The 25487-nt window shown below is 70.2% G+C and carries 28 protein-coding genes; 17 read left to right on the plus strand and 11 right to left on the minus strand.

The features are described 5' to 3' along the window. Positions 1-5: 5 nt before the first annotated feature. From ACWIGU_RS11895 to ACWIGU_RS11915, 5 genes are all read right to left on the minus strand, one after another. On the minus strand, positions 6-974 hold the full coding sequence (locus tag ACWIGU_RS11895; RefSeq protein ID WP_454399864.1) for a glycine betaine ABC transporter substrate-binding protein: 969 nt from the start codon (positions 972-974) through the stop codon (positions 6-8). Continuing rightward, the gene (locus ACWIGU_RS11900) at positions 971-1834 is read right to left on the minus strand and encodes an ABC transporter permease (protein ID WP_454399865.1); all 864 of its coding nucleotides are present in this window, start codon (positions 1832-1834) and stop codon (positions 971-973) included. Before ACWIGU_RS11900 ends, ACWIGU_RS11895 begins: the two co-directional genes overlap by 4 nt. Next, a complete protein-coding gene (locus ACWIGU_RS11905) occupies positions 1831-3036 on the minus strand; it encodes a betaine/proline/choline family ABC transporter ATP-binding protein (RefSeq protein ID WP_454400535.1) in 1206 nt (401 codons plus the stop codon). Before ACWIGU_RS11905 ends, ACWIGU_RS11900 begins: the two co-directional genes overlap by 4 nt. A 91-nt stretch (positions 3037-3127) precedes the next feature. Beyond that, positions 3128-3775: an ABC transporter permease gene (locus tag ACWIGU_RS11910; RefSeq protein WP_356289107.1), complete on the minus strand. Its 648-nt coding sequence runs from the start codon at positions 3773-3775 to the stop codon at positions 3128-3130. 146 nt (positions 3776-3921) lie between these two features. Next, positions 3922-4392: an Lrp/AsnC family transcriptional regulator gene (locus ACWIGU_RS11915; protein ID WP_100594293.1), complete on the minus strand. Its 471-nt coding sequence runs from the start codon at positions 4390-4392 to the stop codon at positions 3922-3924. Between the two features lie 122 nt (positions 4393-4514). Between ACWIGU_RS11915 and hppD the strand changes: the two genes are divergently transcribed. From hppD to nthA, 4 genes are read left to right on the plus strand one after another with little or no spacing between them, the layout of a single operon-like run. Next, positions 4515-5669: a 4-hydroxyphenylpyruvate dioxygenase gene (gene hppD, locus ACWIGU_RS11920; protein ID WP_454399868.1), complete on the plus strand. Its 1155-nt coding sequence runs from the start codon at positions 4515-4517 to the stop codon at positions 5667-5669. Positions 5670-5691: 22 nt separating this feature from the next. After that, entirely contained in the window at positions 5692-5976 is a 285-nt protein-coding gene (locus tag ACWIGU_RS11925) for an SH3-like domain-containing protein (protein ID WP_100593958.1), read from the plus strand. Then, on the plus strand, positions 5969-6244 hold the full coding sequence (locus tag ACWIGU_RS11930) for an SH3-like domain-containing protein (protein WP_399973424.1): 276 nt from the start codon (positions 5969-5971) through the stop codon (positions 6242-6244). Before ACWIGU_RS11925 ends, ACWIGU_RS11930 begins: the two co-directional genes overlap by 8 nt. Continuing rightward, positions 6244-6831 carry a nitrile hydratase subunit alpha gene (gene nthA, locus ACWIGU_RS11935; RefSeq protein ID WP_454399870.1) on the plus strand — a complete coding sequence of 196 codons (588 nt, stop codon included), beginning with the start codon at positions 6244-6246 and terminating at the stop codon, positions 6829-6831. Before ACWIGU_RS11930 ends, nthA begins: the two co-directional genes overlap by 1 nt. Before the next feature lie 38 nt (positions 6832-6869). On the opposite strand, the gene ACWIGU_RS11940 is transcribed toward nthA, so the two are convergent. After that, positions 6870-8564, minus strand: coding sequence for a tetratricopeptide repeat protein (locus ACWIGU_RS11940; protein ID WP_454399872.1), 1695 nt, complete (start codon positions 8562-8564; stop codon positions 6870-6872). Positions 8565-8672: 108 nt separating this feature from the next. On the opposite strand from ACWIGU_RS11940, the gene ACWIGU_RS11945 reads away from it, so the two are divergent. Further along, positions 8673-10043 carry an FAD-binding oxidoreductase gene (locus tag ACWIGU_RS11945; protein WP_356289119.1) on the plus strand — a complete coding sequence of 457 codons (1371 nt, stop codon included), beginning with the start codon at positions 8673-8675 and terminating at the stop codon, positions 10041-10043. Between the two features lie 56 nt (positions 10044-10099). Here ACWIGU_RS11945 and ACWIGU_RS11950 read toward each other — a convergent pair whose 3' ends face one another. Next, positions 10100-10579: an SsgA family sporulation/cell division regulator gene (locus tag ACWIGU_RS11950; protein WP_454399875.1), complete on the minus strand. Its 480-nt coding sequence runs from the start codon at positions 10577-10579 to the stop codon at positions 10100-10102. 221 nt (positions 10580-10800) lie between these two features. Here ACWIGU_RS11950 and ACWIGU_RS11955 point away from each other — a divergent pair, with 221 nt between their 5' ends. Continuing rightward, a complete protein-coding gene (locus tag ACWIGU_RS11955) occupies positions 10801-12414 on the plus strand; it encodes an RDD family protein (protein ID WP_454399877.1) in 1614 nt (537 codons plus the stop codon). Positions 12415-12513: 99 nt separating this feature from the next. Continuing rightward, positions 12514-13269 carry an RDD family protein gene (locus ACWIGU_RS11960; RefSeq protein ID WP_454399878.1) on the plus strand — a complete coding sequence of 252 codons (756 nt, stop codon included), beginning with the start codon at positions 12514-12516 and terminating at the stop codon, positions 13267-13269. Between the two features lie 36 nt (positions 13270-13305). Here the strand turns inward: ACWIGU_RS11960 and ACWIGU_RS11965 are convergent, their stop codons facing one another. Beyond that, positions 13306-13644 carry a hypothetical protein gene (locus ACWIGU_RS11965; protein WP_454399880.1) on the minus strand — a complete coding sequence of 113 codons (339 nt, stop codon included), beginning with the start codon at positions 13642-13644 and terminating at the stop codon, positions 13306-13308. A 397-nt stretch (positions 13645-14041) separates the two neighbouring features. Here ACWIGU_RS11965 and ACWIGU_RS11970 point away from each other — a divergent pair, with 397 nt between their 5' ends. Together ACWIGU_RS11970 and ACWIGU_RS11975 are read left to right on the plus strand one after the other, a co-directional pair. Beyond that, a complete protein-coding gene (locus tag ACWIGU_RS11970; RefSeq protein ID WP_454399882.1) occupies positions 14042-16438 on the plus strand; it encodes an immune inhibitor A domain-containing protein in 2397 nt (798 codons plus the stop codon). Between the two features lie 122 nt (positions 16439-16560). Then, positions 16561-16932 (plus strand): hypothetical protein, encoded by a 372-nt coding sequence (locus ACWIGU_RS11975; RefSeq protein WP_454399884.1) that lies wholly within the window; start codon positions 16561-16563, stop codon positions 16930-16932. A 13-nt stretch (positions 16933-16945) separates the two neighbouring features. Here the strand turns inward: ACWIGU_RS11975 and ACWIGU_RS11980 are convergent, their stop codons facing one another. Both ACWIGU_RS11980 and ACWIGU_RS11985 read right to left on the minus strand, forming a co-directional pair. Then, the gene (locus ACWIGU_RS11980) at positions 16946-17530 is read right to left on the minus strand and encodes an isochorismatase family protein (RefSeq protein ID WP_454399886.1); all 585 of its coding nucleotides are present in this window, start codon (positions 17528-17530) and stop codon (positions 16946-16948) included. Positions 17531-17603: 73 nt separating this feature from the next. Continuing rightward, positions 17604-18947 (minus strand): nicotinate phosphoribosyltransferase, encoded by a 1344-nt coding sequence (locus tag ACWIGU_RS11985; protein ID WP_454399888.1) that lies wholly within the window; start codon positions 18945-18947, stop codon positions 17604-17606. A gap of 81 nt (positions 18948-19028) precedes the next feature. Here ACWIGU_RS11985 and clpS point away from each other — a divergent pair, with 81 nt between their 5' ends. From clpS to ACWIGU_RS12020, 7 genes are all read left to right on the plus strand, one after another. Continuing rightward, entirely contained in the window at positions 19029-19346 is a 318-nt protein-coding gene (gene clpS / locus ACWIGU_RS11990) for an ATP-dependent Clp protease adapter ClpS (protein ID WP_100593970.1), read from the plus strand. 35 nt (positions 19347-19381) lie between these two features. Further along, a complete protein-coding gene (locus tag ACWIGU_RS11995; RefSeq protein ID WP_454399890.1) occupies positions 19382-19987 on the plus strand; it encodes a DUF2017 domain-containing protein in 606 nt (201 codons plus the stop codon). 358 nt (positions 19988-20345) lie between these two features. Beyond that, the gene (locus tag ACWIGU_RS12000; protein ID WP_454399892.1) at positions 20346-21821 is read left to right on the plus strand and encodes an amino acid permease; all 1476 of its coding nucleotides are present in this window, start codon (positions 20346-20348) and stop codon (positions 21819-21821) included. Positions 21822-21924: 103 nt separating this feature from the next. Then, positions 21925-22341, plus strand: coding sequence for a M67 family metallopeptidase (locus tag ACWIGU_RS12005; protein WP_356289143.1), 417 nt, complete (start codon positions 21925-21927; stop codon positions 22339-22341). 103 nt (positions 22342-22444) lie between these two features. Beyond that, positions 22445-22546: a putative leader peptide gene (locus tag ACWIGU_RS12010; RefSeq protein ID WP_362906215.1), complete on the plus strand. Its 102-nt coding sequence runs from the start codon at positions 22445-22447 to the stop codon at positions 22544-22546. 131 nt (positions 22547-22677) lie between these two features. Then, complete coding sequence (locus ACWIGU_RS12015; protein ID WP_116512756.1) at positions 22678-22956, plus strand: MoaD/ThiS family protein; 279 nt, start codon at positions 22678-22680, stop codon at positions 22954-22956. 5 nt (positions 22957-22961) lie between these two features. Further along, complete coding sequence (locus ACWIGU_RS12020) at positions 22962-23912, plus strand: PLP-dependent cysteine synthase family protein (RefSeq protein WP_356289146.1); 951 nt, start codon at positions 22962-22964, stop codon at positions 23910-23912. A gap of 93 nt (positions 23913-24005) precedes the next feature. Here ACWIGU_RS12020 and ACWIGU_RS12025 read toward each other — a convergent pair whose 3' ends face one another. Beyond that, positions 24006-24458 (minus strand): type II toxin-antitoxin system PemK/MazF family toxin, encoded by a 453-nt coding sequence (locus ACWIGU_RS12025; protein ID WP_454399895.1) that lies wholly within the window; start codon positions 24456-24458, stop codon positions 24006-24008. A gap of 219 nt (positions 24459-24677) precedes the next feature. Here ACWIGU_RS12025 and ACWIGU_RS12030 point away from each other — a divergent pair, with 219 nt between their 5' ends. Further along, the gene (locus ACWIGU_RS12030; protein ID WP_454399897.1) at positions 24678-25430 is read left to right on the plus strand and encodes an MBL fold metallo-hydrolase; all 753 of its coding nucleotides are present in this window, start codon (positions 24678-24680) and stop codon (positions 25428-25430) included. Positions 25431-25487 lie beyond the last annotated feature (57 nt).

Raw genomic sequence — 25487 nt, forward strand, 5'->3', positions numbered from 1 at the left:
CCGGCTCACTCCGTCACGAACCCCTCCTGCACCAGCCACTCCTTCGCCACGGTGTGCGGGTCCTGGCCCTCGACGTCCACCTTCGCGTTCAGCTCCTGCGCGACCGTGTTGTTGAGCTTCTTCGTGATCGGTTCGATGACCTTCGCCATCGCCGGATACTTCTCCAGGGACTTGGTGTTCATCTCCGGGGCCGCGTTGTAGTTCGGGAAGAAGTGCTTGTCGTCCGCCATCACCCTGAGCTTCATCGCCCTGATGCGGCCATCGGTCGTGAAGACCTCGCCGAAGGTGCAGGTGCCCTTCGCGGCCTGCGTGTAGATGATCCCGGTGTCCATCTGCGTGACGTTCGCGGTCGGGATCTTCATGCCGTACGCCTTCTCCATGCCGTGCAGCCCGTCCGCGCGGTTGGCGAACTCGCTCTCCACGCACAGCGTTACGGCCTTGGGGTTCTTCTTGGCGAGGGCGGCCACGTCCGAGAGGGTCTTCGTGCCGTACTTCTTGAAGTTGGCCTCGTTCATGGCCAGCGCGTACGTGTTGTTGAGTGCGGACTTCGGCAGCCAGGTGATGCCGTTCTTGAGGTCGGCGTCGTGCACGGCCTGCCACTGGGCCTGCGGGTCCGGGATGGGGGTGGAGTGGCCCAGATAGGTGATCCAGGCGGTGCCCGTGTATTCGTACATCCCGTCCGCCTCACCGCTCTTGACGGCCTCGCGGGCGCCGATGGAGCCCTGGATGCCGGTGCGGTCGAGGACGTCGGCGCCGGCCGCCTTGAAGGCGATGCCCATCATGGCGCCGAGGATCAGCTGTTCGGTGAACTCCTTGGACGTGACGGTGATATTGGCGCCCTTGAGCGGCTCACCCTTGCCGATCGAGCCCGGTTTCACGTCGTCGACCAGCGGGCTGCCGCTGGTCAGTCCGCAGCCCGCGAGCAGTGACGCGACGAGGCCCGCTGCCGCCGCCGCACGGTGCGTACGCCTCATGTCCGCGCCTCCAGTCCGCGTGGCCGCAGAAGGAGCTCGGCGAGCGACGCCAGCCAGTCCACGAGCAGGGCCAGCGCGACGGTCAGGACCGAGCCGAGCACCAGGACCGGCATGCGCTGGTTGGTGATGCCGGTGGTGATCAGGACGCCGAGTCCGCCGCCGCCGCCGAACGTGGCGAGGGTCGCCGTGCCGACGTTCAGGACGAGCGCCGTGCGCACGCCCGCGAGGATCAGCGGTACGGCCAGCGGGAGTTCGACCTTGGTGAGGACGCCGAACGGTGACATGCCGATACCGCGCGCCGATTCGAGGAGTGTGGGGTCGTTCGCCTTCAGGCCCGCGATGGTGTTGGAGAGCACGGGCAGGATCGCGTAGATGATGATGCCGATCAGGGCCGACCGCCGGCCGATGCCCAGCCAGATCACCAGCAGGGCGAGCAGGCCGATCGCGGGGGTGGCCTGGCCCATGTTGGCGAAGGCGAGGGCGAACGGGGTCGCCTTGCGGAACATCCTGCGGGTCAGCAGGATGCCCAGCGGGATCGCGATGATCAGCACGAAGAACGTGGAGACCACCGTCAGGTAGATGTGCTGCTTGACGAGCTTCCACACCTGACCGCCCGAGATGGCGTTCTCGGTGATCGTGTCCAGGGTGGCCTGCTGGAACCAGAGCCAGGTGGCCAGCAGCACGGCCACGATCACGGCCGGCAGGAACGTGAGCTTCTGCCAGGAGATCCGGCGCTTCTCGCGGACCTGCGGCGGTGGTGGTGCCTCCTGCTCGGCCTCGCCCTCGTCGCGGAACGCGACGCCCTTCACCTCGTGCTCGCCCTCCGGACGCTTGTCCGGAGGCGACTTGGGGGTGTTCACGCCTTCAGTCCCCCCTCGCCTTCCTGCTCCTGATGGGTCTGCTGGGCCCGCAGCTCCTCCAGCTCGTGCTGGTGCTCCACGGCCTCGAGCCGGTCGGCGTCCAGGAGTTCGTGTACGGAGTTCATCAGCGTCTCCATGTCGACGACGCCCTCGTACTCGCCGCGCCGCCCGGTGACCGCGACGCGTCCCGCGTTGTCGGTCAGGACCGCTTCGAGCGCGTCGCGCAGGGTCGCGTCCCGGGTCACCGTGTCGTGCACGAGGGTTCCCGCGCGGGCCAGTGACCCCTTGGCGCGCATCAGGTCGCCGCGCCGCAGCCACTTGTAGGGGCGGCGCCGCTTGTCGAGCAGGAGCAGTTCGTTGGTGCCCGCGTCGCGCAGCTTGTCGAAAATGGTCTGCAGGGGGTCGTCGACCTGCACCGTCGGGTAGTCGGTGACCTCCACGTCCCGTACGCGGGTGAGGTTGAGGCGCTTGAGGGCCGCGCCCGCGCCGACGAAGCCGGACACGAAGTCGTCGACGGGGTTGGTGAGGATGGCCTCGGGGGTGTCGAACTGGGCGATGTGCGAGCGCTCGCGCAGGACCACGATGCGGTCGCCGATCTTGATCGCCTCGTCGAAGTCGTGGGTGACGAAGACGATCGTCTTGTGCAGCTCCCGCTGGAGGCGGATCAGCTCGTCCTGGAGGTGGTCGCGGGTGATCGGGTCGACCGCGCCGAACGGCTCGTCCATCAGGAGCACGGGCGGGTCGGCCGCCAGCGCCCGTGCCACGCCCACGCGCTGCTGCTGGCCTCCGGAGAGCTGGCGTGGGTAGCGGCCGCGGAACTCGCCCGGGTCGAGGCCGACCAGGTCCAGCATCTCCTCGACGCGCGCCTTGATCTTCGACTTGGACCAGCCGATCATCTTCGGCACCAGGGCGATGTTCTGCGCGACCGTCATGTGGGGGAAGAGCCCCGAGGACTGGATCGCGTAGCCGACCTTGCGCCGGAGCTTCACCGGGTCCATGTCCGTGACGTCCTCGCCACCGATCCTGATGCGGCCGCTGGTCGGCTCGATGAGCCGGTTGATCATCTTGAGGAGGGTGGTCTTGCCGCCACCCGAGGGTCCTACGAAGATGACGGTCTCGCCGGCCTTGATCTCCAGGCTGACGTTGTCCACGGCGGGCGCGGCCGATCCGGGGTAGCGCTTGGTGAGGTTCTCCAGCTCGATCGTCGCCCCGGTCGTGGAGCCGGACTCCCCGGCACCGCCATCGGCGGTTGCGGTCGCCGTGGCGGCGGCCGTGGGGGTCTCGGGCAAGGAATCAGACACGGATCCCCCTCGGGATGGTCAGGCGGCCGATGAGGACGTACGCGGCGTCGAAGAGGAGCGCGAGGATGATGATGCCGACCGTGCCCGCGAGCACCTGGTTCAGCGCGTTCTTGCTGCCCAGGGACGCGATGCCGCGGAAGATCTCGTTGCCGAGCCCGGGGCCCGACGCGTAGGCCGCGATGGCGGCGATGCCCATCAGCATCTGGGTGGAGACCCGGATCCCGGTGAGGATCGGCGGCCAGGCGAGAGGCAGCTCCACCTTGGCGAGCCGGGCCGTGCGGGACATGCCGATGCCGCGCGCCGCGTCGATCAGGGAGGGGTCCACGCCCCGCAGGCCCACGATCGAGTTCCGCACGATGGGCAGCAGCCCGTACAGGGTGAGCGAGATGACCGTCGGGGGGACGCCGAGGCCGACGATCGGGATGAGGAGACCGATCATGGCGAGCGAGGGGATCGTCAGGATGGTCGAGGTCGTCGTGGTGGCGAGGTTGCCCGCCCACTCGCTGCGGTAGGTGACCACGCCGATCACCACGCCGATGACGGTCGCGACGACCATGCACTGGAAGACCACGCTGGCGTGCTGGTAGGCGTCCGCCAGCAGCTGCTGATGGGCCGCGCTGATGTAGTCCCAGAAGTTCACGGGCCTCACCTCCTTGCGCCGGGCTGTCGTCCGGCCGGCTTCAGCCGGTGGTCCGGGGTTGTCCCCGGGAAGACGCAGCGCCGGCACGCACCTCGTCCGGGCGGACTCCGCGAGCGTCCAGGACGTGCGCGCCTAGGACGTGCGCGTCAGGAATCCGACGAGGCCTGCTCCACGAGCGGGATGATCCGCAGCGGAACGGGGTTCTCCATGACGATCGCGGTGGAAGCCCGGACGATGCCATCAAAACCCACGACCCGGTCGATCACCCGCTGGAGATCGGCGTTCGAGCGGGCCACGAGACGGCACAGCATGTCGCCGGTGCCGGTCGTCGTGTGGAGTTCGAGGACCTCGGGGACGGTCGTCAAGTGCGCCCTGACGTCGGGGCCTTGGCCCTGCCGGATCTGCAGCGTGGCGAACGCCGTGACCGGATAGCCGAGGGCCGCCGGGTCCACCTGAGGTCCGAAGCCCCGGATGACTCCGTTCGACTGAAGCCGGTCGAGGCGCGCCTGCACGGTGCCACGCGCGACGCCCAGGCGCCGGGACGCCTCGAGCACCCCGATCCGGGGCTCGCGCGCGAGCAGCAGGATCAGCTGCCCGTCCAGATGATCGATCGCCATACGGGCCTCCGTGGTGGTCATCCTGTACAGATCGCCCGCCCATATTGACAATCCGCTGAGCAGATTGACCACCGGAATCTCAAACTATTGCGCACCTTGTGGTTCGGAGAGAGCCTCGGGCCATGGCAGCTACTTCTGCGAACACCCAGACCACCCCCGACACCGCGCGCGAGGCCGATCCCTTCCCGGTGAAGGGAATGGACGCGGTCGTCTTCGCCGTGGGCAACGCCAAACAGGCCGCCCACTACTACTCGACCGCCTTCGGCATGAAGCTCGTGGCCTACTCGGGCCCGGAGAACGGCAGCCGCGAGACGGCCTCCTACGTGCTCACGAACGGCTCCGCCCGCTTCGTGTTCACCTCCGTCATCAAGGTCGCCACCGACTGGGGCCACTTCCTCGCCGACCACGTGGCCGAGCACGGCGACGGCGTCGTCGACCTCGCCATCGAGGTCCCGGACGCCCGCGCCGCGTACGCGTACGCCGTCGAGCACGGCGCCCGCGGCATCACCGAGCCGTACGAGTCCAAGGACGAGCACGGCACCGTCGTGCGCGCCGCGATCGCCACGTACGGCAAGACCCGCCACACGCTGGTCGAGCGCACCGGGTACGACGGCCCCTACCTGCCGGGCTTCGAGGCCGCCGCCCCGATGGTCGCGCCGCCCGCCAAGCGGACCTTCCAGGCCATCGACCACTGCGTCGGCAACGTCGAGCTCGGCCGGATGAACGAGTGGGTGGCGTTCTACAACAAGGTCATGGGCTTCACGAACATGAAGGAGTTCGTGGGCGACGACATCGCGACCGAGTACAGCGCGCTGATGTCGAAGGTCGTCGCGGACGGCACGCTCAAGGTCAAGTTCCCGATCAACGAGCCGGCCATCGCCAAGAAGAAGTCCCAGATCGACGAGTACCTGGAGTTCTACGGCGGCGCCGGCGTCCAGCACATCGCGCTCGCCACGAACGACATCGTCGAGTCCGTACGCACCATGCGCGCCGCGGGCGTCCAGTTCCTCGACACCCCCGACTCGTACTACGACACGCTCGGCGAGTGGGCCGGCGAGACGCGCGTGCCCGTCGAGACCCTGCGCGAGCAGAAGATCCTCGTCGACCGCGACGAGGACGGCTACCTGCTGCAGATCTTCACCAAGCCGGTCCAGGACAAGCCGACCGTCTTCTTCGAGATGATCGAGCGGCACGGCTCGATGGGCTTCGGAAAGGGCAACTTCAAGGCCCTCTTCGAGGCGATCGAGCGCGAGCAGGACAAGCGCGGCAATCTGTAGGGACCGCGTCTAGGCTGGTGTCATGGCCAGGATCAATGACGTGGGCGGCATGACAGGGTTCGGCGCCATCGACACCAGCGACGACGCCGAGCCCTTTCACGCGGACTGGGAGGCGCGCGTCTTCGCCCTCCAGCGCGCGCTCCTCGTCAAAGGGGTCTTCAACCTCGACGAATTCAGGGACGCCATCGAGACGATGCCGCCGGGCGAGTACCTGGCGGCCTCGTACTACGAGCGGTGGTTCCACGCGATCCGCACGCTCCTCGAACGCAAGGGCGTCATCGAGGAAGGGGCGCTGCGCGATGACTGACCGGTTCGCGGCCGGCGCCCGCGTCCGCACGTACCCGCACGACCCGCCGCACCACACACGCCTGCCGCGGTACGCCCGCGGCAAGCGGGGCGTCGTGGTCGAGCCGGAGGGCCGGGCGCCGCTCGCCGACGTGCGCGCGCAGGGGCGGGACGACGCCCCCGTCGAGATGATCTACGCGGTCCGGTTCGCGGCGCGCGAGCTGTGGGGCGAGGGCGACCACCACGTCGTACTCGACCTGTCGGAGAGCTATCTGAGGGAGGCCGAGTGATGTCCGGTACGCACGAGGACGCGGTGATCTCCCGTCAGGTGCGGCGCCTGGAAAGCCTGTTGGAGGCGCGGGGCATCGTCGGGGGCGACACCGTCGACGAGGTCATCGACGGGTTCCTGGCGGGCGCCTCGCCCGTGAACGGCGCGAAGGTCGTGGCCCGCGCGTGGACCGACCCGGCCTACCACGAGCGGCTCCTCGCCGACGGCACCGCAGCGGTGGGTGAACTGGGCTTCGCCGCCGGGGGAGTTCAGAAGCAGCGGCTGCGCGTCGTCGAGAACACCGCCGACACCCACAACGTCATCGTCTGCACGCTGTGCTCCTGCTACCCCCTGCGCCTGCTCGGGCCCTCGCCCGGCTGGTACAAGAGCGAGGCGTACCGCTCCCGTGTCGTGCGGGACCCGCGCGGCGTCCTCGCCGAGTTCGGCGTGACGCTCCCGGAGTCCGTGGGCATCACGGTCTGGGACTCCAGCGCGGAGACGCGGTACATGGTCCTGCCCAGGCGCCCCGCGGGAACGGACCGCCTGAGCGAGGAAGAACTGGCGTCCCTGATCACGCGGAACGGGCTCATCGGGACGGGCGTGATCTAGCCAGGCCCTAGGGTTCCGGGGCCCCGGGTTTCGGGGGGTTACGTGCCTGGGGACTTGGGCGCCTGAGGAGCCTGCTGGGACGACGGATTGGCCGGGGCCGGGGCCGAGGCTGCCGGAGGCGTGGCCGGCGGGGCCGCGGACTTGGGCGGCGCGACGGGGGCGGCCGGGCGGGCCGCGGGGCTTTCGCCCGGCGGACGCCGGGATCCGGGGCGCTCGGGGGCCGGGCTCCGGGGCGCCGCGTGGGGCCTCGGCGACGGTGCCGCGTTCGTCTTCGGCTTCCGCACCTTCTCGGGCGGCCCTTCGGTCGACGGGGCGCCCAGCGCGGCCAGCGCCTCCTTCGCGAGCGGGGCCAGGAGCGGCGAGAACGCCGGGTTGATGCGCAGAGCCTCGCCGATGTGCCGGCGGGCGGGCCCGTCCAGCTCCAGCTCCCTCTCCACCTCCCCCCGGTGGTAGGCGATCAGCGCACTGCGTACGGTGCCCCCGTGCTCCGGGTCCGTCGCGCGCTTCGCGTACGTCAGCGCCTCCTTGTCGTCGCCCGCCTTGTGCAGCGCCCAGCCGAGCGCGTCCGCGGTCTGCACGCTGGGCGCCCGCCCCCACTCGGCCCGTAGCCGGGTCACGGCCGCCCGCGGTTCCCCGTGGTCCGCCTCGAACCGGCCGAGGAGGAGCGAGTCGTCGACCCCGTTCGCCCCGTCCGCGTCCACCCGCTCCCGTAGCAGGTCGTACTGCTCCTTCGCCGCGTCGCTGAACCCCATCGACTCGTACAACTCGCCCAGTTCCAGGGCGTATTCGGGCCGCGGGCGTTTGGCGAGCACGCTCCGGTACGCCTGGAGCGCCTCCGTCGTACGGCCCAGCGACGTCAGGGCGCGGCCCTTCCCGGCGAGCGAGGCGTCCTGGTCGGGGTCGGCCGCGAGGGCCTGGGCGAAGTAGTTCAGCGCCTGTGCGGGCTGGCCCCGCTCCCACGTCAGCTCGCCCGCCCGGTGCAGGCACGCGGCCTGCTCGGACGGCGTCGAGGCGAGCGCCGCCGCGTCGGTCAGCGACGCGAGCGCGTCGTCACGCCAGCCGCGGGCCCGGTAGACCTGCCCCTCGCGTGCCATCACGGCCGCGCCCGAGTGCAGTTTCGTCAGCTTCTCCAGGGCCCGGTCCACGGCCTTGTAGTCCCCGAGCTGCCCGTAGGCGTCGATGAGCAGCGGATACGTCGTCCACCGCTTCGGCGCCAGCTTCACGGACGCCTCGCCCCACTTCTTCGCGGCGCGGTAGTCGTGCCGCGCGTTGGCGAGCGCGGCGAGCCCGTTCAGGGCGTCCACGTTCCCGGCGGGCCGCGTCTTCAGCGAGGTCCGCAGGGCGCGCTCCGCCTTCGGGTAGTACGCCGAGTCGGCCGTCCTCAGCCCCCGCTCCACGTAGGCGGCCCCGAGCACCGCCCACGACCGGTCGTCACGCGGATGGGCCCGCAGATACGACTCGCGGTCCCTGATGAGGGCCGTCAGATCGGGCAGCGACGCCTCGGCCCCCGCGGCCTCCGCGGTCGCCGCGCGGCCGGCGGACCCCGGAGCGGGCGCCGCGCCGCGCTCCGGCGAGGACGGCGGCACCAGCAGGATGCCGCCGAGCACCAGGGCCCCCGTGACGGCGCTGACCAGTGCGCCCTTCGCCAGCGGGGACAGAGGGCGCCCCGGCTCGTGACCAGTGGCCGCAGCCGGCCGCTCCGCTTCGATCTGCCCGGTCCGCTCGGTCTTCATGACGCACACTGTGCGTCAATACGAAGAGCACATCACGGCAACATCCCGGCACGTGAAGGGCGTCTCAGACGGGTTCACACCGATGGCCCCGAGTGCGACGCTGTGATCATGAGCCGCACACTCACCGAACGACTTCAGGAAGGCCTCCCGGCCGGGGCGGTCCTCACCGACCCCGACGTCACGGCCTCGTACGCCAACGACATGGCCAGCTTCTGCGCCGCGGGCGCGCCCGCCGTCGTGGTACTGCCCCGCACCGTCGAGCAGGTCCAGCACGTCATGCGCACCGCGACCGAGCTGCGCGTCCCGGTCGTCCCGCAGGGCGCCCGCACGGGCCTGTCCGGCGCGGCCAACGCGTCCGAGGGCTGCGTCGTGCTGTCCCTGGTCAAGATGGACCGCATCCTGGAGATCAACACCGTCGACAGGATCGCGGTCGTCGAGCCGGGCGTCATCAACGCCACGCTCTCCCGGGCCGTCAACGAAAAGGGCCTCTACTACCCGCCGGACCCGTCCAGTTGGGAAATGTGCACCATCGGCGGGAACATCGGCACGGCGTCGGGCGGCCTGTGCTGCGTGAAGTACGGGGTGACGGCGGAGTACGTCCTCGGACTCGACGTCGTCCTCGCCGACGGCCGGCTCCTGTCCACGGGACGCCGCACCGCCAAGGGCGTCGCGGGCTACGACCTCACGCGTCTGTTCGTCGGCTCCGAGGGCAGCCTCGGCATCGTCGTACGGGCCACGCTCGCGCTCAGGCCCGAGCCGCCGCAGCAGCTGGTCCTGGCCGCCGAATTCGCCTCCACGGACGCCGCCTGCGACGCGGTCTGCAAGATCATGGAGGGCGGTCACGTCCCGTCACTGCTCGAACTCATGGACCGTACGACCGTGAAGGCCGTCAACGCGATGGCGAACATGGGGCTGCCCGAGACCACCGAGGCGCTGCTCCTCGCGGCCTTCGACACCCTCGACCCGGCCGCCGACCTCGCCGCCGTCGGCGCCCTGTGCGAAGCCGCGGGCGCGACCCAGGTCGTCCCCGCCGAGGACGCCGCCGAGTCCGAACTCCTTCTCCAGGCCCGTCGCCTCTCGCTCACCGCGCTCGAAGCCGTCAAGGGCACGACGATGATCGACGACGTGTGCGTGCCGCGCTCGAGGCTCGCCGAGATGCTCAGCGGCGTCGACCGGATCGCCGAGAAGTACGGCCTGACGATCGGCGTCTGCTGCCACGCGGGCGACGGCAACACGCACCCCACCGTCTGCTTCGACGCCCAGGACGCCGACGAGGGCCGGCGGGCCCGCGAGTCCTTCGACGAGATCATGGCGCTCGGTCTCGAACTCGGCGGGACCATCACCGGCGAACACGGCGTCGGCGTCCTCAAGAAGGAGTGGCTGGCCCGCGAGCTCGGCCCGGTCGGCATCGAGATGCAGCGCGCCGTCAAGGCGGCCTTCGACCCGCTCGGCCTGCTCAACCCGGGCAAGCTCTTCTGACGCCCGCCGCTCCTGGTTCGTTCTTCTGCAGGCATCCGCCCCCGTCGGACGCGCGCTCATTCACCGTCCTTGGACTCGTCCGAGGGCCACGGGTCGCTCAGCCACAGTTCGTCGACGCGGCCGCCGGTGGGTGCGAGCAGCTCGGCGAGGCCGTCGTCGATGCCGAGCCGCCCGGACTCAGAGCCCGGAGGGACCACCCGCAGCGTCCGCTCCAGCCACGAGGACACGGCGGCGGCGGGCGCTTCCAGGAGCGCGTCGCCGTCCGGTGAACTCAGCGCCATGAGGACGACGCTGCGGCGGTCGACCTTCGTCGGCCACACGCGCACGTCCCCGTGCCCGCACGGCCGGAACACCCCCTCCACCAGCAGCTCGCGCGCGAACGTCCAGTTGACCGGGTTCTCGGAGCCGATGTGAAAGGCGATGTGGACGGCGTACGGGTCGTCGGTGCGGTAGGTGAGCCGGGCAGGGACGGGGATGCTGCGCTCGGGCGACAGGACGAGCCTCAGCTCGAGTTCACGTTCCACCACGGTGTGCATGTCGTGCGTTTCCTCTCCTCGTACGGGTCGTGCGGGGGCACGCGAGAGCGGGCCCGTGCAAGGAGAGAGGGCGAAGGGCGCGGAGCATTACGCGAGTTCCGGAAAGTTTTTCCGGCGTCCCCGGAAAGTGGTCCGTACGAGCGGACCCGCCCGGGGGCGGGCGGTGGTCTGATAGATGTGGACCCCCAACAAAACCCCCGAGCAGATACGGGACGACGGACATGAGCGCCCCAACTCCGGCCCCCGGCGACGACAGGCCCCGCGACGGGTACTACCCCGACCCGTCCATTCCCGGATATGTCCGGTACTGGAACGGTGCCGCGTGGGTGCCCGGCACGAGCCGCCCGGCCCCGTCCGACGGCGAACCCCTCGCCGCCCCCGCCGGGGTGACCCCGGCCCCCGCCCCAGAGCCCGCCCCCACCCCTCCGCCTTCTCCCTCTCCTTCGCCATTGCCCGTCGAGGAGACCGGCCCGGTCTTCCTCGACGAGGAGCCGGAGCGGTACTCGGACGAGCCGGCCGCACCCGAACCCGCCACGGCCTGGCAGGCGGACGCGTCCCGCCAGACCGGCTTCGGCGGCGAGCAGGACCGCCGTGTGTCCTGGGGCGCCGACCCGCGCGTGCCTGCTCCGCAGCAGCATCAGGAGGAGCACGCGGACGGCGCGGTCACGAACCGCCCCGCACAGCCGGAGCCCCCGACGCCGCCCACGGAAGGGACCGTCACGTTCCGCCGGCCCACGGCGCCCGTGGACCGCCCCGAGGGCACGATGACGATGCGAGCGCTGTCCGCCCGGCAGGTGCCGGGCCAGCAAGGGCCCGCGGTACAGGGGCAGCAGGGTCAGGGCCAGAGCCAGGGCCAGCAGGCTCAGCCCCAACCGCCCATCGCCCAGCACTCGCAGGCGCCCCAGCAGCCCGCGCCCCAGCAGCCCGACGCCCTGCCCAGGCCCGGCTCCCAGCCGCAGCCTCAAGCGGGCTTCGCCCCGCAGGGACCGGCGCAGCAGCCCCAGGCCCAGCAGGTGCAGGCCCAGCAGGCGCACGCCGCCCAAGCCGCCCCCCTTCACCCGCACGCACCCCAGGCCCCCACCCCGGCGCAGCAGCCCCACCCCGGCCGACCTGGCGCGGTCCCGCCGCAGGCCGCCGGTGCCGCATCCGCCACCCCCATGACCTCCGGCCCCGGAGGCGGCTCGCCGTCCTGGGCGCAGCAGGTGCACCAGCTCGCCCAACCCGGTCAGTCCGGGCAGCCCGGCCAGTTCGCTCAGCCTGCCGCAGGCGAACCCGCGGAGCCGGAAGGCCCCGTCACGCCGTGGAAGCCCGTGGCCAACGACCCGTTCCTGGCGGCGGCCCAGGCGCAGGCGTCGGCGCGGCCCGCAGGGCCCGGCAAGCGTCTCGCGGCCCGGCTCATCGACACGGTGGTGCTCGGCGCGATCACCGCGGTGGCGGCCGTCCCGCTCGGGACCAAGGCCGTCGACCACATCGACGGGAAGATCGACGCGGCGAAGGCGTCGGGCCGCCAGGCCACGGTCTGGCTGCTGGACGGCACGACCGGCGCCTACCTGGGCATCGTCCTCGCCGTCCTCCTCGTCGCCGGTGTCCTCTACGAGGCCCTGCCGACCGCCAAGTGGGGCCGCACCCTGGGCAAGAAGGTGTGCGGGCTCCAGGTGCGGGACATCGAGGAGCACGAGCCGCCCGCGTTCGGCGCGGCGCTTCGGCGCTGGCTGGTGTACAGCGTGACGGGCCTGCTGGCCATCGGCGTCGTCGGCGTGCTGTGGTGCCTGTTCGACCGGCCGTGGCGCCAGTGCTGGCACGACAAGGCGGCCCGTACGTTCGTCGCGGGCTGACCCCCGCCGTCCCGCCCGGCCATCGCAGGGGCGGGCCGTCGTACCCCGGACGGCGGCTCGCCGGATGCGGAATCGGGGGGTTCGCGGTCGACTCGGGCCATGAGCACCGAACCGCCGCCCCCCGGCTCAGGCCAGCCCCCGGAAGACGACCCGTTCAGAAAGCCGCCGCCGTCCCAGAGCGGCGGTGGCTCACCGTACGACGGCCCGCAGGACCCGTACGGGACTCCCCAGGACCCGCAGAACCCGCAGGGTCCGCAGAACCCCCCGGGCCCGGGGAACCCGTACGACTCCCCGCCGCCCCCGCCCGGCGGCACCCCACCGCCCCCGTACGGCGGCGGCGGTGAAGGAGGCCCCTATGGGGGTGACCCCTACGGCGGTGGCCCCTACGGGGATGACCCGCTGGCCGGGATGCCGCCCCTGGCGGACAGCGGCAAGCGCGTGCTCGCGCGGATCATCGACATCATCCTGGTCAGCATCGTCGTGGGGCTGCTGTCCTGGGCGTTCGGGATCGCCGAGTACCAGACGAACCCCGACAAGATCCAGTACGGCAGGCAGTTCGGCCAGTCCGTCCTCGCCGCGGTCCTCTACATCGGGTACGACACGTTCATGACCGCGAAGACCGGCCAGACCCTGGGCAAGCGGCTGCTCAAGCTGCGCGTGGCGAACCTCAACGACGGGGCCACGCCCAGCGTCCAGACCAACCTGGTGCGCGCCGCGGTCCTGTGGCTGCCGGCGGTGTTCTGCTGCGCCTGCATCTGGACCGCGATCTGCGGCGGCTGGAGCTTCTTCGACAAGCCCTACAAGCAGGGCCTGCACGACAAGGCCGCGAAGACGGTGGTGGTCAGCACCGGCTGAGCAGACGCGGGGCGGTGTTTGTGGCGGGTCCGTGGATCACGGGCCCGCCGGTCCGCGTGTGCCGGACGGCGCGACCTCGTACACGGACTCGGGGGCGGCCTGCGGGGCCGCCGCGGGCACGACGGCCCGCCGCACCGGCACCCGCTCGTCCGTGACGACCCCGGCGTCGGCGGTCCCGGGTGCCGGCGCGGCGGCGGGCCGCGACTTCGGCAGGGGGACCGTCAGCGCCACGAGGAGACCGAGGCCGAGTGCGGCCAGGGCGATGACCGCGAGGCCGAGGCCCGAACTCGTCTGCGACAACAGCAGCATGGCGAGTGTCGAGAAGATCACGGTCGCGGAACCGTAGGCGAGCTGTGCGGCAGTCGGACGCGGCATGGCGTTATCCGTCCTCGGGACAGCGGATGCTTGCTTCACTGGCGTATAGCAGGAGCCATTGGCAGCTGCATATGTAAGGGGTGCGGAGCCGGGTCGACTTGGCCGTAGCGCGCCGTCAAATGACTCTCATCCGACGCATGCCCGAGGAGAACGGGCGGTAAGCGTGACCTAACCCACGGTGCCGGTGCACGGGGGGCGCACGGAGTCACCGAGTCCACGAAGTGGACGGTTCGGCGCGCCCGTTGGGGGGAAGCCCGCGTCCGGATACCGGTGCCACGCCCCTGCATAGTGCACTGCGATTGTCCCAGTCAAGGTCTGTTATTTCTCCTTCACCTCCGGTCAAATAGCGTCACTTGTGATACGTGGCCGAGAGGCCACGGAGGAGGGGAACCATCAAGTGACCACCAAGAGACGGGCGTTGAGATCCGTCGCCGTGCTCGTGACGCTGGCCGCGACCGCGGCTGCCGGATCGGTCCTCGCGACGGGCGCCCAGGCCGACACCCCGGCCGTAGGAAGCTCCACGTCGCACGGCAAGACGTACGGGGGCAAGGGGCACGTCATCGGCGGCCCCTTCAGCCGGCAGATGGAGCAGCAGCGCAAGACCGCGCTGGAGCAGGTGCTCTCCGGGAAGTCGAAGGTCGTCCAGCGCGACGGCTCGCAGGTCGTGAAGCTCGGCAAGGACAAGTACGTCGAGCTGGGCCGGGAGCGGACCGACAAGATCTTCACGATCCTGACGGAGTTCGGCGACAAGGTCGACAACACGACGCTGGTCGACCGCGCCGACGACGACACGCCTGACCTGAAGCCCAAGTACGGGGGCACGCCCGGCCCGCTGCACAACCAGATAGCCGAGCCGGATCGTGCCAGGAACAACAGCACGGCCTGGCAGAAGGACTACAGCAGCAAGCACTTCCAGGACCTGTACTTCGGTACGGGCAAGGGAGTCGACTCGCTGAAGACCTACTACGAGAAGACGTCGTCGGGCCGCTACTCGGTCGACGGCGAGGTCTCGGACTGGGCCAAGGTCCCCTACAACGAGGCCCGTTACGGCTCCAACTACTGCGGCGCCGACAACTGCCCGAACGTCGAGGACCTGGTCCGCGACGGCGTGACCGCGTGGGTCGAGCAGCAGAAGGCGGCCGGCAAGTCCGACGCCGACATCAAGGCGGACCTGTCCCAGTACGACCAGTGGGACCGCACGGACCACGACAACGACGGCAACTTCAACGAGCCCGACGGCTACATCGACCACTTCCAGATCGTCCATGCGGGCGAGGACGGGTCGGCCGGCGGCGGCGCGCAGGGCGGCGACTCCCTGTGGGCGCACCGCGGTTACGCCTACGGCCGCGACGACGGCGACACCGGCCCGACGGGCTTCAAGGCGGGCGGCACCCCGGTCGGCGACACCGGCATCTGGGTGGGTGACTACACGATGCAGCCGGAGAACGGCGGCCTCGGCGTCTTCGCCCACGAGTACGGCCACGACCTCGGCCTGCCCGACCTGTACGACACCTCGTACAGCGGCGAGAACTCGGTCGGCTTCTGGTCCCTGATGTCGGCCGGCTCCTGGCTCGGCACCGGCAAGGACGCCATCGGCGACATGCCGGGCGACATGACCGCCTGGGACAAGCTGCAGCTCGGCTGGCTCAACTACGACAAGGCCAAGGCGGCGACCAAGTCGACGCACACGCTGGGTGTTTCGGCGTACAACACCAAGCGCAAGCAGGCCCTCGTCGTCGAGCTGCCCGAGAAGAAGAACGTCACCACCGACATCGTGAAGCCCACCGAGGGCGCGAAGCAGTGGTGGTCGGACTACGGTGACGACCTCTCCAACACCCTGACGCGCCCGGTCGATCTGACCGGCAAGTCGAAGGCGGCCCTCGAACTCGACGGCTGGTACGACATCGAGAAGGACTACGACTACCTGTACACGCAGGTGTCCACGGACGACGGCGCCAGCTGGAAGACGATCGACGGCACCGCCGACGGCGTCACCATCCCGCGCGACGGCGGCGACAAGCCGGCCCTGACCGGCGTCTCCGGCAAGTTCCAGCACCTGGTGTTCCCGCTGGACGCCTACGCGGGCCAGAAGATCAGCGTCCGCTTCCGCTACAAGACGGACGGCGGCGCCGGCGGCATGGGCTTCACCGCCGACAACCTCACCGTCAAGGCGGACGGCCAGGCGCTGTTCACCGACAACGCCGAGGGTGACGACAACGGCTGGACCGCGCGCGGTTTCTCGCGCGTCGGCGCCGCCGTGACGGGCGACTTCCCGCAGTTCTACCTCGCGGAGAACCGCCAGTACGTCTCCTACGACAAGACCCTCAAGGTCGGCCCGTACAACTTCGGCTGGCGCGACGGCGGTGCGAAGAACGACTGGGTCGAGCACTACTCGTACCGTCCCGGCCTGATGATCTGGCAGTGGGACACCTCGCAGCGCAACAACAACGTCGGCCAGCACCCCGGCAAGGGCCTGATCCTGCCGGTCGACGCCCACGCCAAGCCGCTCAAGTGGGCCGACGGCAAGTACATCACCAACAAGATCCAGCCGTACGACGCCGCGTTCAGCTGGTTCCCGAACCCGGGCTTCTCGCTGCACAGGCTCGGCGTCGAGACCAAGATCCCGGCACAGCAGGGCGTCCCGGTCTTCGACGACCACAAGGGCACGTACTGGTACAAGGAGGACGCGACCGGCAGTGTCCAGACAACTGACACCAACACCCGGATCTCGATCGTCGGGCAGCCGCTCGACGGCTCGTCGATCACGGTGAAGGTGGGCCCCTCGGTGAAGTAGTCCACATCGCCGCAGGTCAGAGCATGATCGGCCGTCGCCCTCTAGCGGGCGGCGGCCGATCGTGTTTAGGTGCGTCCTGTGGGTTTCTTATTGACACTACGTCTCACGGGGGTGTGACAGTCATGTCCGCAGGAGGGTTCTGCAAGCTGCCGAACGGCACCGTGGTGGTGGCGCTGACCGTGCCAAGCCCGTCGCCGGACGACGGCGCGGTACGGGTCCTGGTGCACGCGGCGAACCGCGCCCGTGCCCTGACCCGGCTGCGCAACCTGGGCCTGCGGGCGATCTACCTGCGGGGCAACGCGGAGCCCCCCACGCCGGACGAGATCACGGCGGTACTGCACCACCCTGACGGCCTCCTGTGGCGAGCCGCCCCCCACTGCACGGCGGGCGAACTCTGGCACCCGATCAGAGCGCTCCTGAGACCGAGACAGCCCGGCCGGGCCGTCTACTCCAGCTCGGCCTCCACCCCGGCGACCAGCCCCTCCGGCGTTTGAGGGGAGGAAGAGCTCAGACGACAGGCTTGCCGCTGAGCTCGACCCCGGCGCCCCGCATCTCGTCCAGCGCGGCCGCAGTGGTCCCCGCGGCCACCCCCGCCGTCAGATCAAGCAACACCTGCACCCGGAACCCCTCCCGCACCGCATCCAGCGCGGTGGCGCGAACGCAGTGATCCGTGGCGATCCCGACCACATCCACCTCGGTGATCCCCCGGGCCCGGAGCCAGTCCGCCAAGGACACCCCGTTCTCGTCGATCCCCTCGAACCCGCTGTACGCGGCCGCGTACGCCCCCTTGTCGAACACCGCGTCGATCGCACCGGACGCGACGACGGGCGCGAAGTTCGGGTGGAACCCGATGCCCTCCGTGCCCGCCACGCAGTGCGGGGGCCAGGAGTGGACGTAGTCCGGGGACTCGGAGAAGTGGTCACCGGGCGCGATGTGGTGATCGCGGGTGGCCACGACGTGCCGGTACCCCGCGGGCGCCTGCCCGATCAGCTCGGTGACGGCCGCGGCCACATCGGCCCCGCCCGCCACCGCGAGGCTGCCGCCCTCACAGAAGTCGTTCTGCACATCTACGACGATCAAGGCGCGGCGCATGGCGGGTGTCCTTCGGCTGGGAGACTTCGAGCGTAGAGACTTGAAGTGCGTTGCGGGAGGGGGCGTTTGAGTGTCAGGCGGGCGCGTCCACCAGATACTCCGTAGGGATCACGGCTTCCCCGCGCGAGAGCTGCGTCGCCGAGAGCGGCAGCCCGCCGAGCGCCTCGATGTGCCGCGCGCGTACCGCGTCCAGCGGCTCGCGCGCGACGACCGTGCCGCCCTTGACCAGCTCGGCCAGGAGCTGCCGGTCGACGAGCTCGGCCGGGACGGGACCCGTGCCGATCACCTCGGCCTCGGCGGCACCCTGGTCGTCGCGCCGCCGTGCGGCCCACTTGCGCCCGCCCACGGACGTCTTCGCGCCCATGGACTTCTTCGCCACGGGCAGCAGCGGCGCCTTCGGGTCGGTGGACTCGGCGCGCGCGACGAGCTTGTAGACCATGGAGCACGTCGGGTGCCCCGAGCCGGTGACCAGCTGCGTTCCCACGCCGTACGCGTCCACGGGCGCGGCCGCGAGCGAGGCGATGGCGTACTCGTCGAGGTCCGAGGTGACGACGATCTTCGTCTCGGTGGCGCCGAGTTCGTCGAGCTGCCCGCGGACGCGGTGCGCGACGAGCAGCAGGTCCCCGGAGTCGATGCGCACGGCGCCGAGCCCGGGCCCGGCGATCTCCACGGCGAGGCGCACGGCCTCCGTGACGTCGTACGTGTCCACGAGCAGGGTCGTGCCCTCGCCGAGGGAGTCGACCTGGGCGCGGAACGCGTCGCGCTCGGTGTCGTGCAGCAGCGTGAAGGCGTGCGCGGACGTGCCGACCGTCGGGATCCCGTACCGGAAGCCGGCCGCGAGGTCCGACGTGGTGGCGAAGCCGCCCACGTACGCGGCGCGGGACGCGGCGACGGCGGCCAGCTCGTGCGTGCGGCGCGCGCCCATCTCGATCAGCGGCCGGCCGCCCGCGGCGGAGGCCATGCGGGAGGCGGCGGCGGCGATCGCCGAGTCGTGGTTGAGGATGGAGAGGATCACCGTCTCGAGGAGGACGCACTCCGCGAAGGAGCCCTCGACCCGCAGGATGGGGGAGCCGGGGAAGTACACCTCGCCCTCGGGGTAGCCCCAGATGTCGCCGCTGAAGCGGTAGGCGGCCAGCCATTCGAGGGTCGGCTCGTCGATGATGCCGCGCTCGCGCAGAAAGCCCAGTTCGCCGGCGTTGAACCGGAAGTTCTCGACGGCGTCCAGCACCCGGCCCGTGCCCGCCACGACGCCGTAGCGGCGGCCCTCGGGCAGCCTGCGCGTGAAGACCTCGAAGACCGAGCGCCGGTCGGCCGTGCCCGCCTTGAGCGCGGCCTGGAGCATCGTGAGCTCGTAGTGATCGGTGAAGAGCGCTGTCGACGGAACATCCACCGGCAGGCCAAGGTCCGCTGTGTTCATATCCGGGATGCTACCCCCAATTAGCGTCAGTGTGACGATTTCCGTGGCCCATTTGTGCGGTCGCCGCCCCCTAGTGGCAGCATGGGCTGTGTGACGGCTCCTGCACCCCTAGAGATCGAACGCACCGAGTCGGCGGAGGAGACCTTCGCCGTACCCGAGCCGGACGTCCCCTGGATCACGCTCGTGCACAACGACCCGGTCAACCTCATGAGTTACGTGACGTATGTCTTCCAGACGTACTTCGGATACTCGAAGGACAAGGCGACCAAACTGATGCTCGACGTGCACCAGAAGGGTCGCGCGGTCGTCTCCAGCGGGTCCCGCGAGGAGATGGAACGCGACGTTCAGGCCATGCACGGCTACGGTCTGTGGGCCACCCTTCAGCAGGACCGCAAGTAGCGCACGCAAGCAGCGACGGAGTAGCGACGCACCTGATGCCAGGACACTTCGAACCGATTCCCGGCGGCGGCGCTGCCGTCGCGCTCGACGAGGTCGAGATCTCGATCATCCGCTCCCTGGCGGTCCAGCTCCTGGAGCTGATCGGCCCCGGGCCCGGCGGGGACGCGCCCGACGACCCGCTCGCCGAACTCTTCGCGGAGGGCCCGAGCGAGCCGCCGTCCGATCCGGTCCTCCAGCGCCTCTTCCCCGACGCCTACGGCGGGCCGGGCGACGAGGAGGCGACGGTGGACAAGGCGGACGAACAGCGCGCGCACGCCGCCGAGTTCAGGCGCTTCACCGAGAACGACCTGCGGGCCGGCAAGCGCGAGGACGCGCTCGCCGTGATCCGATCGCTCGACGCGCTGACGTCCTCCGGCGAAGGGGGAGCGGTCCTCAAGCTCTCGCCCGAGGAGTCCGTGCGCTGGATGCGCGCGCTCAACGATCTGCGCCTCGCCATCGGCACCCGCCTCGACATCACGGACGAAGAGGACACGGACCTCCTCTACCGACTCCCGGACGAGGACCCGCGCAAGCCGATGGTGATGGCGTATCTGTGGCTGGGTGGGCTCCAGGAGACTCTGGTCGAAACCCTTATGCCCTGATCTGTCGGGACATATCGACCGGACGCTGAGAGTCCGCATGTAAGCGCGTTCGCTCAGCGGTTGCTCAATTCCGGATAACGATCCTGTCACTTGAGCGGTCGCGTATGCCATACGAGGGGCTTTTTGTCCGGTTTTTCCAGTGGTGTGTGCCACACGCGGCTTTCTCGATCAGTGTTGCCGCCGTGATAAATCTTCACGACCGCCCGACGGACGCCACCCCTGTCCCGTCGGGTGCGCCCCGACCGGCAGACCGCCGGTAGGCACAGCTCCATCCATCCAGGGGGCCAGAACCCCGAGGATCGTCACAGTCGATCCGAGCCGCAGCGGCACGGATCGGCATGGAGAAAGGCGCAACACCATGACCTCAGTGCAGGTCGGAAAGCAACACGACGGCAATGAGGCCGTGCAGGCCCCCGGCGAGTCCGGTGAGGGCGAGGGCTACCAGCGCGGTCTCGGTGCCCGGCAGATCCAGATGATCGCCATCGGCGGCGCCATCGGGACCGGCCTCTTCCTCGGCGCGGGCAAGGGCATCTCGAAGGCGGGCCCCAGCCTGATCCTCGCGTACGCCATCGCGGGCCTCGTCATCTTCTTCATCATGCGGGCGCTCGGCGAGCTCCTCATGTACCGCCCCGTCTCGGGCTCCTTCTCGGAGTACGCGCGTGAGTTCATCGGCCCCTTCGCGGGCTTCGTGACCGGCTGGACGTACTGGCTCTTCTGGGTCGTCACCGGCATCACCGAGGTCACCGCGGCCGCCCAGTACATGAAGTACTGGACCCACGACGGCGTCCCGCAATGGCTCACCGCGCTCGTCTTCACCCTCATCCTCTACGCCGTGAACCTGATCTCCGTGAAGCTCTTCGGCGAGCTGGAGTTCTGGTTCTCGATGGTGAAGGTCACCGCGATCGTCGGCATGATCCTCATCTGCGCCGGCATCCTCACGGTCGGCTTCTCCGACGCGGGCGACACCGCCTCCGTCACGCACCTGTGGTCCGACGGCGGCTTCTTCCCGAACGGCATCGGCTCCACCCTCATGACCCTCCAGATGGTCATGTTCGCCTTCCTCGCCGTCGAGCTCGTCGGCGTCACCGCGGGCGAGTCCAAGGACCCGAAGACCGTCCTGCCCAAGGCCATCAACACCGTGCCGTGGCGCATCGCCGTCTTCTACGTCGGCGCGCTGATCATGATCCTCTCGGTCGTGCCGTGGACGAACTTCCAGCCGGGCGTCTCCCCGTTCGTCGCCGCCTTCGAGAAGATGGGCCTCGGCGTCGGCGCCGCCATCGTCAACTTCGTCGTCCTGACCGCGGCCCTGTCGTCCTGCAACTCCGGCATGTACTCCACCGGCCGCATGCTGCGCGACCTCGCGCTCAACGGCCAGGGCCCGAAGTTCTTCACCAAGCTGACCAAGTCCGGCACGCCCCTCATCGGCACGACGGTCTCCGCCGCGATGATGCTGGTCGGCGTCTGGATCAACTACCAGTGGCCCGGCGAGGCGTTCAACTACGTCGTCTCCTTCGCCACCATCTCCGGCATGTGGGCCTGGATCGTCATCCTGATCTGCCAGATCCGCTACCGCATCAAGGCCGACCGCGGCGAGCTGCCCCAGTCCTCCTTCAAGGCTCCCGGCGGCATCATCCCCAGCATCCTGGCGCTCGCCTTCATCGGCATGGTGATCGTGCTGATGGGCATCGACAAGGACGCCCGCGTCTCGCTCTACTGCGCGCCGCTGTGGGCCGTCATCCTCGGCATCTCCTACGTCGTCCTGCGCAGCCGCAACCCGCAGAGCGCGGCGTTCGCGAAGCGCAAGCAGCCGGAGAAGTCCGAGCAGTCCAAGTAGTCCAGCAGTCCAGCATTGAGGGGCAACCCCCCGCGTCTCAGCATCCGGGCCCTGCCGTACCGCACTCCGGTACGGCAGGGCCCGTCTGCTTATCCTGAGCCCCATGCTGACCCTGACCCAGGCCCTCCACGACCAGATCGTCGCCCACGCGCGCGCCGACCACCCCGACGAGGCGTGCGGCGTCGTCGCGGGACCGGTGGGCACCGGCCGGCCCGAGCGCTTCATCCCGATGCTCAACGCCGCCCGCTCGCCCACGTTCTACGAGTTCGACTCGGGCGACCTGCTGAAGCTGTACCGCGAGATGGACGACCGGGACGAGGAGCCCGTGATCATCTACCACTCGCACACCGCGACCGAGGCCCACCCCTCCCGCACCGACATCACGTACGCGAACGAGCCGGGCGCCCACTACGTCCTCGTCTCCACCGCGGACACCGACGACGCGGGACCCTTCCAGTTCCGCTCGTTCCGGATCGTCGAGGGTGTCGTGACCGAGGAAGAGGTCGAGATCACCCCGTAGACTCCGGCCCCATACATTCTGTTGTCCCAGAATTCGGACGGATATCGACCGCATGCTGAGATCACATTCGGGGACCCCCGCCGGGAATCGATACGATGAGCCCATGGTTCTCCACGACGTGAGTGACAAGACGCCGGGCATGCTGCTCGTGGCGCGCCTTCACGTCGACCTGTGCCGCCTCGCCAGCGCCATCTGTCCGCGCTGAACCGATTCGCCGTACGGCCGTGAGCCGCGGCGCCGCACCCGCGTACGACCCCGTACCCCGTACACCCAGGCACTGCCCCGCGCCGCCGCGCGACCACACCACGTGAATTCTCCCGACAGGAGCCCTCAGCCATGGCCATCGAGGTCCGCATCCCGACCATCCTCCGCACCTACACCGACGGCCAGAAGTCCGTCGAGGGCAGCGGGGACACGCTCGCCGAGCTCTTCGCCGACCTCGAGACCCGCCACACGGGCATCCAGGCGCGCATCGTGGACGGCGAGCAGCTGCGCCGCTTCGTGAACGTCTACCTGAACGACGAGGACGTCCGCTTCCTGGACGGCATCACCACCAAGCTCGCCGACGGCGACAACGTCACGATCCTGCCGGCCGTGGCCGGCGGCATGGCCTGATCGGGATGCGGTACGACTCCCCGCTCGCCGCGGTCGGCAACACGCCCCTGGTGCGGCTGCCGCGGCTCTCGCCGTCCGAGGACGTACGGATCTGGGCGAAGCTGGAGGACCGCAACCCGACCGGCTCCATCAAGGACCGCCCCGCGCTCCACATGATCGAGCAGGCCGAGAAGGACGGCCGGCTCACCCCCGGCTGCACCATCCTGGAGCCGACCTCGGGCAACACCGGCATCTCGCTGGCCATGGCGGCCCGCCTCAAGGGCTACCGCATGGTGTGCGTCATGCCGGAGAACACCTCGCAGGAGCGCAGGGACCTGCTCGCCATGTGGGGCGCCGAGATCATCCCGTCGCCCGCGGCGGGCGGCTCCAACACGGCCGTGCGCATCGCCAAGGAACTGAGCGCGCAGCACCCGGACTGGGTGATGCTCTATCAGTACGGCAACCCGGACAACGCGGGCGCCCACTACGCGACGACCGGCCCCGAGATCCTCGCCGACCTGCCGTCCGTCACGCACTTCGTGGCGGGCCTCGGCACGACGGGGACCCTCATGGGCGTCGGCCGCTACCTGCGCGAACACAAGCCGGACGTCAAGATCGTCGCCGCGGAGCCGCGCTACGACGACCTGGTCTACGGCCTGCGCAACCTCGACGAGGGGTTCGTACCCGAGTTGTACGACGCCTCCGTCCTGACCACCCGCTTCTCGGTGGGCTCCGCGGACGCGGTGACCCGCACCCGTGAACTCCTCCAGCAGGAGGGCATCTTCGCGGGCGTCTCCACCGGAGCGGCCCTGCACGCGGCGATCGGCGTCGGCCGCAAGGCGGTCGCGGCCGGAGAGTCCGCCGACATCGTCTTCGTGGTGGCCGACGGCGGCTGGAAGTACCTGTCGACCGGCGTCTACACGGCGGCCACGACCGAAGAAGCGATCGAGACGCTGCACGGTCAGCTCTGGGCGTAAGCACGCATCGTGAGAGCGGGGGCCGGGCCGGCAGCAATGCGGCCCGGCCCCCGCTCTCGCGTCAGCCCGCTTCCTCACGTAAGCCGGCCGCCGTCACCCCGCCAGATACCGGACCTGGTCCCACACCACCGGATCCAGCACCCCGGCCCTGCGCCGGAAGTCCCCCACGGGAACCTCACGCAGCTCGTCCGTCTCCAGGAAGCTCGGTCTGCCGTGCGCGTCCCCGACCGACCCGGGCGGCAGCGCGATCACCCCGGCCCGCTCGTCGTGGTACTTGCTGGTGATCTTCGCGACGCGTACCCGCCGCCGGTGCACGGCCAGCACGAGGCACGGCCTGTCCTTGCCGCCCGGTCCGTCCTCGTACGGCACCTGAGCCCACCAGATCTCGCCCGGCTGCGGCCGCTCGCCGCGAGCGCGCGGTCCCCGCGGCGGGCGGGTCCGGCCGCCGGGCCGACGACGGTGCCCGCGCCCCCACCCGTCGACGAGCGCCGCGACGAGCGCGAGCAGCAGCACCGCGGCGAGCGCGAGCCACCATGACGTGTCCATACGGACGACGGTACCGGTGGCACCCGCGCGACGCCGCACCCGACGCACGCCCCCCGAACCGGTGACAGCGCAGGTGAGTTCTCCCACAACGGCCCACGACGGAGGAGCGACCGGCCCTTTTGCGCCTTACGCTCGACGGACCGCTCGACCCCTCTTCTTTCTGTTCCCGTCCTGCTCCCATCCCGCTCTCTGACTGCCAGCGCGGAGGTTCCAGCTCTTATGAAGCTCACCGTCGTCGGCTGCTCGGGGTCGTTCCCGTCCGCGGATTCGGCCTGCTCGAGCTACCTCGTCGAGGCCGACGGCTTCCGGCTGCTACTCGACATGGGCAACGGCGCCCTGGGCGAGCTGCAGCGCCACTGCGGTCTCTACGACCTCGACGCGATCTTCCTCAGCCATCTGCACGCCGACCACTGCATCGACATGTGCGGCTACTTCGTGGCGCGCTACTACCGCCACGACGGCGGCCGCTGCGCCCCGATACCGGTCTACGGCCCCGAGGGCACGGAACAGCGCCTGACCACGGCCTACGCGGACACGCCCTCCGCCTCCTCGATGAGCGAGGTCTTCGACTTCCACACCGTGAAGCCGGGCTGGCACGACATCGGCCCGTTCACGGTGCGCACGGAGAAGGTGTGCCACCCCGTCGAGGCGTACGGCATCCGCGTCGAGCACGGCGGCAGGTCGCTCACGTACTCCGGTGACACGGGCGTGTGCGTCGCGCTCGAGGAACTCGCCGCGGACAGCGACCTGTTCCTGTGCGAGGCGGCGTTCACGCACGGCAAGGAGAACATCCCCGACCTCCACCTCAACGGCCGCGAGGCGGGCGAGTCCGCGACCCGGGCCGGTGCCCGCCGCCTCGTCCTGACCCACATCCCGCCGTGGACGGACCCCCAGGTCAACCTCGCGGACGCCCGCGCCGCGTACGACGGTCCGGCCGAACTGGCCGCGCCCGGGCGGGTGTACGAGATCTGAGCCCGGCACGGCGAAGGCCCCCGGAACCGAATCGGTTCCGGGGGCCTTCGCCGTGGT

The sequence above is a fragment of the Streptomyces sp. NPDC055400 genome, from assembly GCF_053644375.1.